Annotated in this window: 21 protein-coding genes and 1 pseudogene; 2 read left to right on the top strand and 20 right to left on the bottom strand. The window is 32.5% G+C overall.

Annotated elements, in window-relative coordinates:
- Positions 1-3: 3 nt before the first annotated feature.
- The 6 genes from NYE20_RS10170 to NYE20_RS10145 form a co-directional block, all read right to left on the bottom strand.
- Positions 4-432 (bottom strand): hypothetical protein, encoded by a 429-nt coding sequence (locus NYE20_RS10170; protein ID WP_041352077.1) that lies wholly within the window; start codon positions 430-432, stop codon positions 4-6.
- Between the two features lie 185 nt (positions 433-617).
- A complete protein-coding gene (locus tag NYE20_RS10165) occupies positions 618-1040 on the bottom strand; it encodes a YopX family protein (RefSeq protein WP_042976215.1) in 423 nt (140 codons plus the stop codon).
- Positions 1037-1372, bottom strand: coding sequence for a hypothetical protein (locus tag NYE20_RS10160; protein ID WP_163136395.1), 336 nt, complete (start codon positions 1370-1372; stop codon positions 1037-1039). Before NYE20_RS10160 ends, NYE20_RS10165 begins: the two co-directional genes overlap by 4 nt.
- A gap of 86 nt (positions 1373-1458) precedes the next feature.
- Positions 1459-1653: a hypothetical protein gene (locus tag NYE20_RS10155; RefSeq protein WP_003231036.1), complete on the bottom strand. Its 195-nt coding sequence runs from the start codon at positions 1651-1653 to the stop codon at positions 1459-1461.
- 111 nt (positions 1654-1764) lie between these two features.
- The gene (locus NYE20_RS10150; RefSeq protein ID WP_017697045.1) at positions 1765-1962 is read right to left on the bottom strand and encodes a hypothetical protein; all 198 of its coding nucleotides are present in this window, start codon (positions 1960-1962) and stop codon (positions 1765-1767) included.
- Positions 1963-2031: 69 nt separating this feature from the next.
- Positions 2032-2250, bottom strand: coding sequence for a YopT family protein (locus NYE20_RS10145; protein WP_017697044.1), 219 nt, complete (start codon positions 2248-2250; stop codon positions 2032-2034).
- A gap of 182 nt (positions 2251-2432) precedes the next feature.
- On the opposite strand from NYE20_RS10145, the gene NYE20_RS10140 reads away from it, so the two are divergent.
- Positions 2433-2657, top strand: a complete 225-nt coding sequence (locus NYE20_RS10140) for a helix-turn-helix transcriptional regulator (protein ID WP_004399410.1) — start codon at positions 2433-2435, stop codon at positions 2655-2657.
- A 188-nt stretch (positions 2658-2845) separates the two neighbouring features.
- Here NYE20_RS10140 and NYE20_RS10135 read toward each other — a convergent pair whose 3' ends face one another.
- The 14 genes and pseudogenes from NYE20_RS10135 to NYE20_RS10070 form a co-directional block, all read right to left on the bottom strand.
- Positions 2846-3823, bottom strand: coding sequence for a hypothetical protein (locus NYE20_RS10135; protein ID WP_003231032.1), 978 nt, complete (start codon positions 3821-3823; stop codon positions 2846-2848).
- Positions 3824-3846: 23 nt separating this feature from the next.
- Positions 3847-5229 carry a DNA sulfur modification protein DndB gene (locus NYE20_RS10130; protein WP_003231030.1) on the bottom strand — a complete coding sequence of 461 codons (1383 nt, stop codon included), beginning with the start codon at positions 5227-5229 and terminating at the stop codon, positions 3847-3849.
- A 106-nt stretch (positions 5230-5335) separates the two neighbouring features.
- The gene (locus tag NYE20_RS10125) at positions 5336-6412 is read right to left on the bottom strand and encodes a site-specific integrase (RefSeq protein ID WP_163136397.1); all 1077 of its coding nucleotides are present in this window, start codon (positions 6410-6412) and stop codon (positions 5336-5338) included.
- Entirely contained in the window at positions 6402-6614 is a 213-nt protein-coding gene (locus NYE20_RS10120; RefSeq protein ID WP_019712296.1) for a helix-turn-helix transcriptional regulator, read from the bottom strand. The genes NYE20_RS10125 and NYE20_RS10120 overlap by 11 nt, the downstream gene beginning before the upstream one ends.
- 48 nt (positions 6615-6662) lie before the next feature.
- A complete protein-coding gene (locus tag NYE20_RS10115; protein ID WP_009967507.1) occupies positions 6663-6980 on the bottom strand; it encodes a hypothetical protein in 318 nt (105 codons plus the stop codon).
- Positions 6981-6982: 2 nt separating this feature from the next.
- The gene (locus NYE20_RS10110; protein ID WP_004399418.1) at positions 6983-7183 is read right to left on the bottom strand and encodes a hypothetical protein; all 201 of its coding nucleotides are present in this window, start codon (positions 7181-7183) and stop codon (positions 6983-6985) included.
- A gap of 327 nt (positions 7184-7510) precedes the next feature.
- Entirely contained in the window at positions 7511-7636 is a 126-nt protein-coding gene (gene aimP, locus NYE20_RS10105) for a lysogeny pheromone peptide AimP (RefSeq protein ID WP_009967508.1), read from the bottom strand.
- Between the two features lie 13 nt (positions 7637-7649).
- Entirely contained in the window at positions 7650-8810 is a 1161-nt protein-coding gene (locus NYE20_RS10100) for an AimR family lysis-lysogeny pheromone receptor (RefSeq protein ID WP_163136399.1), read from the bottom strand.
- Between the two features lie 204 nt (positions 8811-9014).
- Positions 9015-10139, bottom strand: a complete 1125-nt coding sequence (locus tag NYE20_RS10095; RefSeq protein ID WP_163136401.1) for a DUF5677 domain-containing protein — start codon at positions 10137-10139, stop codon at positions 9015-9017.
- A gap of 52 nt (positions 10140-10191) precedes the next feature.
- A complete protein-coding gene (locus NYE20_RS10090; RefSeq protein WP_106293984.1) occupies positions 10192-10848 on the bottom strand; it encodes a uracil-DNA glycosylase family protein in 657 nt (218 codons plus the stop codon).
- 111 nt (positions 10849-10959) lie between these two features.
- A complete protein-coding gene (locus NYE20_RS10085; protein WP_250621126.1) occupies positions 10960-11304 on the bottom strand; it encodes a hypothetical protein in 345 nt (114 codons plus the stop codon).
- Entirely contained in the window at positions 11289-11420 is a 132-nt protein-coding gene (locus tag NYE20_RS10080) for a hypothetical protein (protein ID WP_042976227.1), read from the bottom strand. The genes NYE20_RS10085 and NYE20_RS10080 overlap by 16 nt, the downstream gene beginning before the upstream one ends.
- Positions 11421-11430: 10 nt before the next feature.
- Positions 11431-11646, bottom strand: coding sequence for a hypothetical protein (locus NYE20_RS10075; protein WP_042976229.1), 216 nt, complete (start codon positions 11644-11646; stop codon positions 11431-11433).
- Positions 11647-11649: 3 nt separating this feature from the next.
- A pseudogene (locus NYE20_RS10070) lies at positions 11650-11901 on the bottom strand (hypothetical protein).
- A 70-nt stretch (positions 11902-11971) separates the two neighbouring features.
- On the opposite strand from NYE20_RS10070, the gene NYE20_RS10065 reads away from it, so the two are divergent.
- Positions 11972-12151 (top strand): hypothetical protein, encoded by a 180-nt coding sequence (locus NYE20_RS10065; RefSeq protein ID WP_019712287.1) that lies wholly within the window; start codon positions 11972-11974, stop codon positions 12149-12151.
- The last annotated feature ends 1 nt before the right edge of the window (position 12152 follow it).

Genomic DNA, 12152 nt, shown 5'->3' with positions numbered 1-12152 from the left:
TAATCACTTCTTTGCAGCATAGCTTTCAAAGAATTCTTCAACTGATCTCAGGTATCCGTATTTATTTGCATCTTCCGGATCTCTAAACCTTTTCGATAGCACCAATGACCAATTAAACATCAACGGAGAAAACCTCGCCCATTTGCTAAAGCTTAATTGAAGACCTTTCCATTCTCTTCCCGCTAATTCTGCTAATTCCAGAATTTGATCTTCTTTTAAATTCACTTCTTCTTCAAACATCACTTGAATTTCTTCGTATGGCTTATGCCCAAAACAACAATGACGCGTTTTCAATCCCATCTTAAAATTTAAAATATCAATTAAATTAATCATTTGTGTATCAAGCTCATCATATGGAATACCATTTTTGAGGAACTTTTCTCTTTGGTTTAGTTTCATATTATCTTCAAATAGCAAATCAATAGAATTCATACTCACTCCGCGCCCTCCTTCAAAGTCCTTTGATAAAAATAGTTTCTGTGGGGCTCCGCTTCTGGAAATGCAACACAGAACAATGACAATGCTTCATCCAAAGACGTGGCAGGATTAATCTCTCGGAGTGACTTAAACTCCTGATAGTACTTCTCTAAAAATTGTTTTTCTTTCTTGGAAGTCATTCACTCCGCGCCCTCCAATAACTCAGGATTCCGGTAAACGTCGCCGATGACTTCAACTTCATCACTCCGCAGCCATAAGTGCCTATAAAAACCTTCTTTTCCGCTAACGTGTTCCATTCTGTCAAATCCGTTTTTTCGCTCTATCACATAACGATCAATTATATTCTCCTTAGACATAGGATTTATATAGGATTCCTCAGTAATATCCTTTTGGTATATATCCTTTCCTTTCTTATCATTCAACCCTGTTCCCCACATGAGAGCCGATTTTTTTTGTTTGCTAGACGCAATACGGATGGGATAAAGAGCTCCAACGATATTGCGATACAGCCCCCATTCTCCACCTGAGATAATAAGACTCAGCTCACCATCATCCCAATAATGCATCTTCTCGCCGTCCCAAACTCTGTATGCTGTGTTCATTCAACTGGATCCTCCTCATCCGTATTTATGATTGCTCCAATTAGCTTAGTTAAATGAATCACTTGATCTTTATTTACAGCTGTGATTGCACCATACGGATGCTCTATGAAACATACTTCATTATTTTCATCGGTATATAAAGTACAATTACATGTAGTACACACATAATTTTCGTTAATCGTTTGGCCTTCTAAATTAATTAAAGACCCTTCATCATGAACCAGCACTTCAATTTTCTTACCTTCTTCATAATCACTGATTTCAAGTTTTAACTCACCGAAAAACACTAATGGTTTAAGATAGAGCTTCAATTCATCTAATGATAATTCCAAGTGATATCCCCCTCCAATTTGAATCTCGATAAAACTTACATTTTATCCACTAATTTTAATTTTGTTACTAGTGAAAATTACACAATTCAATATGTACTTACTTCTTTGCCCTTACTTTCTTCTTCTCTTAACATATCTTCAGCTATATACATCCCCTCGTAAGCATAATCAATTATTGAATGAAATTCTCCGATGACTCTTCGTAAATTTTCCTCTTCTTTGTATGCTTTTAATCGCAGAATCGTTTTCATTAATTTATCGAGCTTTTCATCAAGCAACATAGCTCCTTTTATCATCTCCTATATACATATTATTTGTATTTGAATAAACTATAACCCATCATTTAATATCTGTCAATTAGATTCGGCCAATTTATGTGACCGAATCTAATTTTAATCTGAGAACATAAAGATCAATTCATTGATGTCATCCCTAAGCTTAACGAGGCTTTGTGGTGTAACTGAAATTGTAATATCTAATTTCTCTCCCTTGAAACCAAGTAGGAATTGATAATGTTCTGAAGTCAGCAATTTTTTTGTAAGTTTCAGACTAACCTCTTTGTAATTATCTTGATCAACAAATATATTCAAAACAATACCTTCATTCTCCTCTTGCTGCTGATTACATTATGTTTAATGGAGTCTTTCTTTTTTTTATTTTTACTCAGGCAATTCTTCTGTATTTGTTATTTCATATTCCATATCACTTAATTTAAAATTTTCAACTGATCCGTCAGCTTTTAAAAACGAGACTTCTTTAGATAAAAGTAAATTTTCACAAATCCTGGTTACCAATGTTTCAGAGACTTCTGGACTATCTGCTTTGTTTTTGAGTACAATCTCCAGATTCAGTTCAATATTGTTTAAATAACCTGCCATCCTCATTCTCCTATGTTCAATTTTCTGTGATAAACCCTTAAGGTGTTAAGGGAACGTGCGTTCTGTTTTGTATAATCATTATACATAGAAAGTAGGTGTTATGCTAGTGGTTATTTATCGGCTTCGTATGGTATGATATGTATTATGTCTTTCCATAACAGAACGCAGGAGGATGTCCGATTATGATTAAAGTTGAGATCGGGCAATGCTTGATACCTGAATTATGTAGAAAGAAAGACATTACAATCAATGAACTTTCAGAGATAACTGGGATTAAGAAACAGCAGCTGAGCGACTATAATCGATTAGTTAAAGTAGATATGTCTATTCGAACTGCAAAAAGAATTGCTGCTGCTTTAGATTGTAATGTCGAAGACCTCTATGAATTCAAGGTTGAAAGGCATTGAAACGACTAAGACTTTGGTCTTGGTCTCCTCCTTAGTAAACCATATGGTTTACATGACCATCTTACTACATTTAAACATGTATTTAAAGTGATTATTTTGTCTATTTTTGTCGAAATGCGAATTTTTTCACAATTTTTTGAGATAAAAGAAAAATCCATTTAACCAAAATAGTCAAATGGATTTCATATTTAAATGGTCGTCTCTTTTAGACCTAGTTCTTCTGCGTAATATTTATTAACTTCTTCCTCATTAATATAATCTTGCATTGAATAAACTGCTCGATATTTGGATTTCACTCTTAAATTAAAGTCATCTATAATCTGATACCTTACAGAGTTATCAATAACCCCTTTTTCTTTATAAAGCTGATATGCTCTATACAAATGACCAGATCTAACAATAGTATTTGGTGTTAAAAAGTTAATTTTAAAGAACTCAGATATATCAGTAATTAGATTAGTTATGACAAATTTACTTGCTTGGCCGTCTCCTTTGTTGGACGTTCTTTTTGTTTTAACTACATAATCATTTTCAACTAAAAAGACTTCTTTTGTTTGGCCTTTTGCCTTCCCATTCTTTAATTTATATTTAGTTTCCTGAGCTGCATTTAAGGCAATAACAAGACATTCACTACTAACTTTTAGTTTTCGTTCACCGTGCTTTGAATCATAGAGGGTTAAAACGTTACCATTTAGCATCGCATCCTCAACTTGCTTTTTCGTTAAACTTAGCAATTCAGAATGAGCTAAACCTGAAACCCCTTCAAACAACAGCCTTAATACAGCCTTTGATTGATAGTTAACTAATTGATTTTCCATTTCCTCTAATTCACTATAAGTAATATATAATTTTTTGTCTCCGAGACATTCATAAAGCTCTTCTTCAGAAATAGTTCTTGCCAAATTGGTTAATCCTTTACTTAACTTATATGAAATTGCCCAATCAATATACAATGACAATAATGCTAAGGTTCTTCGAACACTACCAATAGTGGTTTGATCGAATGATCGTATAAGTTCTAAAATTTGCATTGATGTGAAATCATAAATGTCTTTATTATATAAAGTCTCAGTAATCTCTGCTTTTGCAAAAATAGGCCTCATCTGCATAACCATACCCTCAGATAAGGTATCTAAATATTTTTCCTTAATCTCACTATTGAACATTGCAACAAACAACTCCTAAGTAATTACTCGTCTATTTTTAAATTGTTAAAGAAATTCCATATCTTTTGTGGTGATTTAGCATTTCCATTCTTGTCTACTACACCTAATTCATCCCACAATTTATTTTTCTTACTAAAGTCTATAGAGCTTAAAACATCGGTAATTTTACTTTCTAAATCATCTAGACTTACTCCATCTAACTGCAACTTCTTAGCTAGTACAACGTAGCCGTTAAAGAACAAATAGTTGTTCACAAAACTTCTCTTTCTTTCTTTTGCTATATCACCTAAGAACTCATCCACATATTGTGTAGCTAAAGCATCAAAGAAAGATGTAAGGTATCTTGCAGTTTTTAAAATATCTGCCTGAGTTGAAAAATCTTTTTTAGAATAACTTCTTTCAATTGCCTTTTTGAAGTCAGAAAAAGTTATAAGTAAATTCTGATTCTGATTTATCCAGTCTCCATTTGTCTTTATATAATCACCAATTATGCTATTATCCTGAATGAACTTAACAATTTTATTAGAATAAACATTTTGACTCATCTCAGCTACTTTAGATTTCTTCACTGGATTTATTGTATTTTGTTGCCCAAAATGCTCTCTCGCCCTTTTTTGAGTGTAGTTATAGATGTCCACTTTAAAGGTTTCTTCAAACAAATGATCTAACTCAGGATGTTGTCTTATAGCCATAGTAATGCCTATTAGCCGGTGATACCCGTCTAAAACGTCTAAAATGGTGTCTTCAGTCACTGTAAGAGACATAGTGTCGTCATCATATTTTAATTCTTCGCCACAACTTGCGCTTCCAACACGTGCATTAAACGTAAAAACTGATTTAATTAATTTCCCATCTAAGAACAGTTCCTTTATTTCTTCAACCGATTGTTTATTGAGCTGCGGTACAGGTATCTCAATATCTGAGCCCTCTAGTTTTTTCGTTTTGTTCGTTCTTTGAGCATTAGGATTATAGTGCAATAACTTATTTTCAAATAGCATAAACAACTCTTTAGCAGTGATTGGGAAGAAATAATTATCATCCGAATACTTTACAACTTGTTTGAATGTATACGGAAATTTTATATCTTCCTCCACAGATCCTTCCCATAACGTTTCAATTTCTCTCATATCCGTTTCTGTGAAGTAATTTCGTGGATTAAACCTTTCACTTTCAAGAACTGAGTATAGTGACTTGGCTAAAAAGTACATATATTCTTTAGAAATTTCGACTTCTGGATTTTCTATATCGTAAATTAATTTTTGTGTTGTCCCTGGAGTAATTTTATTTTTAGCCATCTCTAATTGAATATCGTTAATAAAAGATCTTATGTGTTTATTTTTCGAGATAGCATCTTTCATTTCTGAAAGCAGTTTCTCATTTGCAGACTGATCAAAGATCACTGTCATATAGCCTTTCACCTCATGTCATGTTGCTAAATTTAAAGTTACCAAAGGCAATCTGGTTAATCAAGAAGAATTATCATTTGAACTGAGTAATATACCGAAAAAATGATTATCGCTCATTTACATGCTTTATAAACTTTTTTAATGTAACAAGATCAGTGTTTTCAAAAAAACTAATAAAATCCTCTTTAGTTGCTTCATATAGTGGATTTAAATCAATTTTTTCATCCATTGTGACACCAGCAGAGTTCGCTATGTTAATCTTTCTGCTCATATATCTCTCTGTTGTTAATGTATTTTTATGATTTCCTTGTTCTTTTGCTGCAAGTAAATCGTGACCAGAATTCTCATAGACATAGTCAATTCCTACACCCTTAAATGAGTGTAAGACTAATTCTCTTTCAGGAGGTATACCTAACCTTTTTTTCGACCTTTTCAAGGAGTGTCGTAATGATTGTTCCGAAAGCCCTTGAAAAACCAATTCAGTTTCGCTGCCATCCTCTTCCTTCAGCTGCAACAATTCCTCATAAAATACCTGGTTAATGCCTGTAGACACAACCTGAGATCCTTTATCAATAACTGTTACTATATAATGGCCTGTACTTTCATCAAGCTGTATGTCTTTCCATCTTACGCGCAAAATCGCACTTACACGAAAAGAAGTTCTGATGGCGAATTTAACAAACAGCTTTTTCATTAAAGGTTTCTGTCTTTCATTTATATACATATCCTGAGCGATTCTTTCGGCTTCTGTCTGGGTTGTTTTATCCCAGTTTTTAGTTACAGTTTTAAGCCTTTCGACAGTATTAAACACCGACAAGTCAATATAGTCCTTATAATCATGCTCCAAATATGTATAGAGCATCTTCAGTGAGGTCATTTTTCTGTTAATACTATTATTAACTAACCCCTTTTCCTGAAGATACTTCACATAGTTGCTTAATTCGCTTTTACTTACAACTAAATCATCGGGAACTAAACTTTTGACATCTTTACCTTTAATCACACTAAAGAACTGCTTAATATCCCCTTCATAATTCTTTCTGGTGTTCGACACTCTTCTAGTTGATGAAGGCATCATATAGTTAGAATTCCCTGAGCTACTTCTTATATCTTTATTGATTAAAAAGCCCTCGATATCATCGTAAACCGCATAATTTTTTAATTGTTTAACTTTATTTTGCATTATCTTCTCCTCCTTTCTCATCCAATAACTCATCAATAGAGACATTCAATACCAGAGCGATAAGCTTTATGGTTGTAACATCTGATTCATCTGGCATTTCAATGATTTTGTTTAATTTCTGAATATCAATCATTGTCTCCCTCGACAATTCCTCTATTGTGATGCCACGTTTGACCAATAGCTGTTTTATTCGCTCTGACATGTCAACCTCCTACTTTTTATGTATACTATAGACTGCAGTGCGTATATGTTATGGTTGATAAATAAACTCTTCAAATTCAATTGCAATGTGTCGTTTTAAATTCTTCACAAAATGTATTAGGGATCTAAAATGCGGATTATTTTCAATGCTTCTTTTTAATCCATCTCCACCTAATAATACTCTATTTAGATCTTTTAATAATGCTGCTATCTCTATTTTTGCACCATGTAGATCATCTTCAGTTTTTGCATTAACAATCATTTTCCTAATGTTTAGTACACTCTCTATGTAAGTTTGTTTAGCATTTAAAACAAAATCGGCATCAATATCTTTATGATTTGTAGACCTAAGTTCTACAACATGCATCATTAATCCTCCTTGTATTCGCTTAGCAATTTCATGTATCCTTTAGTTAGTTGTTTTCGAACATTTTCATTCTTCATTATTTTTGACTTTTCAATGCTTTTTTCATGAAAAAACAAATCATTTTTAACTAAGCTTTCAACTTTCTTTTGGTAAATGGTTTTATGCATTGTCATACTGTTTTTTAAGTAACTAATTGCGGACATACCACCAACCTCCTATATACATATTTTTTATCTTTTGCATCTATAGCAATTGTAATGCATTACAAAAGGGAAGTAAAGATTTTTTTAACGACAAATAGCACATTCTACGCAATTTTTTTTGCGAATGTGCTGCTTTGTAATGCATTTCATTTAATTAGGGTGTATGTATTTGAAGTTGATCACTAGATGTTATTAAAACCTAATATTTAAGTGATGGCCTTAAAACTACAAAAGACGCTTAGCTCAAAAGAGCCAAACGTCTTACTTTTCTCTGTTTAATTTAATTAAATAAATAATAATACTAATAACTTTATGTGTCAATGGATTTTATGCTCCACGTGGCATTCCAGCAACCTCATAATCACCTGAAGCTTGTTGGATTGAAGAATCTGCACTTATGTAAGAAGTGCCTAGTGCGCCCAAGATAACTAAAGCCATAATAAGTTTTTTCATTGTCTCACCTCCTTTAAAGTAAAAGTAATTCTAAAAGTTTTTGATTTTCACCCATCTTTTGCAGTTCTAACAGTGGCAGCCTAATAAGGAATTTGTCATTAGACTTTTTAAAATACTCGATTGAAGAATAGAAACATGCTTTATTTTGTTCGAGTCTTCCTTTCAAATAATAATGCATTGCAAGCTCATTATCGTTGTGAACTAAAAGATCTAGTTTATCCAAAACTTCTTTTGCTTTGGAATTTTCATTAAAGTTGATAAAACAATGAGCTTGCTCCTGCAAATCCATAATTGAATCAGATTCAAAATTAATCCACTTATTTTCTTTACGCCATACATTATTTAAGAAGCACAAAGCCTGCTGGAAAATCATGTTGTAATTTTCATTTTGAACAGAAACGCTTAGCCCTTTTAAAAAGTTTTCTTGAGCCAATTCATAATTCGAAAATAATAGAGAGTTGCCAATAGTTAAGTAGCTGAAAACCTGAAATCTCAGGATATTTGTACTTTCCAATGCCTTTTTAGAGTACTCTCTGCACTTCTCTAATGAATTTTCATTTAACTTTATATTAGACATTAGAACATGGACTCTTGTTTGATATGTATTTCTAATGTACATGTTCTCAGAAATCTCACTTAGGTCAATTTGTTTTATAAGTTGGGCCATCGGAGAAAAGTTACCAGTGCTTAAATAATGATAAAGCAGCAAGAGTCTTGAGAAAGAATTCATTTCAGGTGTTTTTATATTTAATTTGCCGAGTCTTTTCACTGCCTCAAATTCAGTAATAACACTGTTAGACAGTTCTCTATGTATTTTATACACTTTTCCATATTCTTTACTTTTCATATTGCTGCAAGAAATCATTGAATCTATTAAAACATCTTCTATTTCAAAAAACATATTTGCATCCGCATACTCCAATGCACTTCTTGCTGCCTTTGTCTTAACATCTAGGTTTAAACAGTAATCTTTCATTAATTCATATTCACGGTCTGGATACTGACTCTTAACAATGTTGACTATTGAAGAAAATTCATTAAATGTTTTCCCATCATGGTTTAAGAAGTCATAAAGAGGATTGGGGTTTTTAAGGCCAGCTACTGTTGCCCATTTATTCATTAAAGAGTTGTCATTTTCCAAGTCTTTCTTCATAGCTATCCTTATTAACTCCATTATTTCCCCTCATTTCTTTTTGTTGTCTTTATTGGTTAACTTAATAATACTATAGATCGCACTACGAGTCAATTATTTTATACATATTTTTTGTATTTGAGTTCTCTTTAAAATTCCTATTTTATTTAGATACAATGAGGAATTATTCCTCATTGTACTTATACTAGTCAAAAAGTTTTTCGGCTTAGAAAGTTTTCTAATTGCTTAATGATTCTCGTTATTTTCATTAAGCGATTCTTTGTGCTCCTCCTCAATATCATTCTGAATAGAAGCAAATACATTGTTACACTCTTCTACAAGCATATTCAGGCACTGTCCAATCATATTTGCATCAACGCTAGGTTTTAATTTTAATAACTCTGTCGTAATCTGCGACAGAGAAATTGCAGTTAACTGACCAGGTAATGATAAACCGTAATTAGAACCACCATATGAAAATAGTTCACGCTGCATATCATCATCAATTATTGAAAATGAGCTATATAGCCCTTTTGGACTGACATGCACTTGCATGTTTGCCTGATTATAGTATGCATTAAGTTTATCTAAGCCAGCTAGTTGCTCTAACTGATGAAATTTAATTTCCTTAACTTTATTTTCAAATAATATGCTCGCCCACATATTCGGTTTGAAAAATTCTTGACCATATTTTTTTATCAGTTCATCCTTTTGATCTTTAACCTCTTGTTCTATTTCAATGCCTATTGGATCAAGTTCTAGCTTTCTCTGACTTCTCTTGTAAATAATCAGTTCTTTATACCTCTCTATTTCAGAATAGCTAATAAACCTGCTAACTAATTCATGTGTAAACTCTAGATCCTTATAATTAGCCATTAAAATCTTGAAAATAACGCTGTTTTCATGTAAACTTCTCCATCTTGATAAAGCAGCATCAGCAAATCCTGACATTAACAAGGTTTGAATTTCCTTGCTTATTTTAATCGACCTAACATGTATTTTCATTAATACCTTTAGAATAAATTTAAATTTATTGTCTTCAGGTGGGTTATAGTGCAAATCTTCTAATAAAAAATCCATAGAAATTTCTTCACATATTTTTTCAACTGCTTTTAAGTATACAAAACCTTCTAACCATCTCTGTTTTAATCTTGTAAGTGGTTCTTGATAAGTAAGATCTTCATACATGAAATTGGAATACATGTTATTTTTTAAGTCATTATATTTTCTTAAAAATATTTCACCTTGAGGATCTAAAATTCTTCCGATGATCTCTTGAGATATTTCGCTAATTTCTTCACTTTTAATATCTGTTTTTTGTTCAATGATATCATTTAATAAATCATTAAACATATTTTGATAAAAATCCAAGGTTTACCTCCTACCATTGTTTAAGTGAAAGGATTCTTTTAACTAATTTCATTCAAACAAAGTTCTTTATTCGAACCCAATCTTGTCTTTGTTTATCTAAGGGTCTTGAGCTTTGTGCCAATTTTCCAATATGATAAACAGGAAACCACTTTGCCTCATTTATCATTATTGGTTCCTCATATTTCACCACATCTCTTAAATAATTTGAGCATTTTATGTTATATACTCTTTTAACAGTCCTAAAGGCTTTTACTCCTAAGGTAATAATGATTTTAGGGTTAACAATTTCAATTTCCCTTTTTAAAAAATGTTCACCGCAATTTCTATACCAAGCAGATTTTGTTTTCCCGGACAAATTTTTTGTTTCTTTCATACAAAGTATTGCATTTGTCAAATAAGTATCTTCCAACTTAACACCAATAAGGGATAGCATTTCAATTAGTTTATTGTTTGTTGTATTTAACGGATTAACTTGTCCTTTGTTTCTAATAAATGCTTCAACATGACCCCAATCTTGACCTACAACCATCACCTTAGCATTTAAATTGCCACACCATCTAGTCCAAGGATTAATGTGATTTGAGTCATATCTTCCATCTAAAATCACAGCTGGGTTTTTAACTCCTTGACATAAAGTACATTGTTTCCGTTGGTGAACTAATTCTCTATACTTCCTATTTTTTGAAACTGGGTCTAGTATAAGAGACAAAATTTTTACGCCCCTTTTAAAATTGAGTATACTCTTCTTTAAATAAAATGATTATTTTATTACTATTATACTACAATTTTCCATGGTCACACTAAACAAAAAGCAGTCTATTCAGATCTGCTCCTTAGTGTTTTCTTCTTTTAACTTTTTGTTTAGTTTGAAGCCAATTAAGACATTGACAATAGCTGCTGGAAGATATAAAATCCCTGCACCTATTATTCCTAGTGCAGTACTTAAGCTCACAATAAATGTCTGCATTTCTGTGTTTCTTGACTTAAAGCAAAGTAATATTAGGAGTCCAGCTAAAACCCCCATAAGCCGGGCGATACCTGGAATAAAGAAATCTGTTAGGACTCCAAATAATTGCCCAATAATTGATAGCATAATCCCTAAAAAACTGGACAATAAAACCAAATTTTTAATGGCATTTTTCCCCCTTTTCAAAGCCGCTTCCATTCCACATACTCAAATCGCTTTTGATACAAGTCTTCAAGTATAGCAGCCCATTCAATCCATCCTTCAGCAACAATGCTCTTCTTTTCCCCACCTTCAATCCACTCTATCCAATACACCTGAGCACCCCTAACGTTTTATGACTTGGATTTCCCTTACCTCACATTGGACATTACACTTTGTTTTGAGCTCACTTGCTACCTCAATGACTTCATACATTGTTTGCAATTTAGAAGCGCCGTGGAGGTCGCTAGATGTCAAATAGCCGTCCTCATCTAATTTAAATGATTTGAAGTATTCCTTGTTTTCAAACTGCAGTACATAAAAATAATCAAGCAAAGGCATAAATCAACCTCTTTTAAATAATTTTGTAATCCTCATTGCCAATGGCAGTATGCCAATTAACATGAAAAAAGCAATAACGTTAAGCTTATTTTTGAAAAACAGGCTGGCCAAATTCCTTTCCATGCCCGCTGCTGTTTCTTAATCCATGAGTTCTTTAAACTTTTCATCATAAACCTGATCAACAAAAATAAACTTCATTCTAGTCAACAATCCAACTCCAAGCCAAATAATTAAAAAATAAGCTAAACCAATCATTTGTTCCCTCCCTATATCGAACGAAATTTGCTATTCTTGAGTATGTTGAATAAATTTTGTAGGTGATCAAATGGAAGAGAAATTCGAAACAAATGGGTATGATACTTCAATCGTTTATGATTACAAAGAATATCCAGATGTAAAATACGGTCGCTGCGACAATTGTGATTACACTTTGTTCAAAAGCTCTGTGAAGAGTGGAATATTCTTACGTGAATGCCGGCGTTGCGGTATGAAAAAGAGTATTTAGA

Source organism: Bacillus sp. FSL R5-0416, assembly GCF_037975425.1.
Taxonomy (GTDB): Bacteria; Bacillota; Bacilli; order Bacillales; family Bacillaceae; genus Bacillus; species Bacillus subtilis.
Note: the sequence above shows the minus strand (reverse complement) of the source record. Positions and strands in the feature narration are given on the sequence as shown.

Excerpts from the sequence above, each read along its gene's own strand:
- NYE20_RS10145 (WP_017697044.1), bottom strand. The coding sequence starts at position 2,250 with ATGGCAGGTTATTTAAACAATATTGAACTGAATCTGGAGATTGTACTC.
- NYE20_RS10125 (WP_163136397.1), bottom strand. The coding sequence starts at position 6,412 with ATGCAAAATAAAGTTAAACAATTAAAAAATTATGCGGTTTACGATGAT.
- NYE20_RS10100 (WP_163136399.1), bottom strand. The coding sequence starts at position 8,810 with ATGGAGTTAATAAGGATAGCTATGAAGAAAGACTTGGAAAATGACAAC.
- NYE20_RS10135 (WP_003231032.1), bottom strand. The coding sequence starts at position 3,823 with ATGTTCAATAGTGAGATTAAGGAAAAATATTTAGATACCTTATCTGAG.
- NYE20_RS10155 (WP_003231036.1), bottom strand. The coding sequence starts at position 1,653 with ATGTTGCTTGATGAAAAGCTCGATAAATTAATGAAAACGATTCTGCGA.
- NYE20_RS10075 (WP_042976229.1), bottom strand. The coding sequence starts at position 11,646 with ATGCCTTTGCTTGATTATTTTTATGTACTGCAGTTTGAAAACAAGGAA.
- NYE20_RS10120 (WP_019712296.1), bottom strand. The coding sequence starts at position 6,614 with ATGTCAGAGCGAATAAAACAGCTATTGGTCAAACGTGGCATCACAATA.
- NYE20_RS10085 (WP_250621126.1), bottom strand. The coding sequence starts at position 11,304 with ATGGAAGCGGCTTTGAAAAGGGGGAAAAATGCCATTAAAAATTTGGTT.
- aimP (WP_009967508.1), bottom strand. The coding sequence starts at position 7,636 with ATGAAAAAACTTATTATGGCTTTAGTTATCTTGGGCGCACTAGGCACT.
- NYE20_RS10110 (WP_004399418.1), bottom strand. The coding sequence starts at position 7,183 with ATGTCCGCAATTAGTTACTTAAAAAACAGTATGACAATGCATAAAACC.
- NYE20_RS10115 (WP_009967507.1), bottom strand. The coding sequence starts at position 6,980 with ATGCATGTTGTAGAACTTAGGTCTACAAATCATAAAGATATTGATGCC.
- NYE20_RS10165 (WP_042976215.1), bottom strand. The coding sequence starts at position 1,040 with ATGAACACAGCATACAGAGTTTGGGACGGCGAGAAGATGCATTATTGG.
- NYE20_RS10130 (WP_003231030.1), bottom strand. The coding sequence starts at position 5,229 with ATGACAGTGATCTTTGATCAGTCTGCAAATGAGAAACTGCTTTCAGAA.
- NYE20_RS10170 (WP_041352077.1), bottom strand. The coding sequence starts at position 432 with ATGAATTCTATTGATTTGCTATTTGAAGATAATATGAAACTAAACCAA.
- NYE20_RS10065 (WP_019712287.1), top strand. The coding sequence starts at position 11,972 with ATGGAAGAGAAATTCGAAACAAATGGGTATGATACTTCAATCGTTTAT.
- NYE20_RS10140 (WP_004399410.1), top strand. The coding sequence starts at position 2,433 with ATGATTAAAGTTGAGATCGGGCAATGCTTGATACCTGAATTATGTAGA.